This window comes from Amycolatopsis sp. SID8362 (assembly GCF_010550475.1).
In the GTDB taxonomy this organism is placed as follows: domain Bacteria; phylum Actinomycetota; class Actinomycetes; order Mycobacteriales; family Pseudonocardiaceae; genus Amycolatopsis; species Amycolatopsis eburnea.
On sequence record NZ_JAAGNB010000435.1, the window covers coordinates 1 to 212 of the forward strand.

General features: G+C 77.8%; 1 protein-coding gene. It reads left to right on the top strand.

Translation table 11 applies throughout. The features are described from left to right. Positions 1-212, top strand: a 212-nt coding sequence (locus G3I65_RS13560; protein WP_160696417.1) for an FAD-dependent oxidoreductase, incomplete at both ends; no start/stop codon positions are given.

Sequence of the window (212 nt, forward strand, 5' to 3'; positions counted from 1 at the left end):
GTCGTGCCGGGCACCGAACGGACCTACGAGGTCGACGCGGTCTGCGTCGGGCACGGGTTCGCGCCGCAGCCGGAACTGGCCGTCGCGGCCGGGTGCGCGCTCGACGGCGAGTTCGTCCGGGTCGGCGAGGACCAGCGCACGAGCGTCCCCGGGGTGTTCGCCGCGGGCGAGCTGACCGGCATCGGCGGCGCGGACGCCGCGGCGGCCGAAGG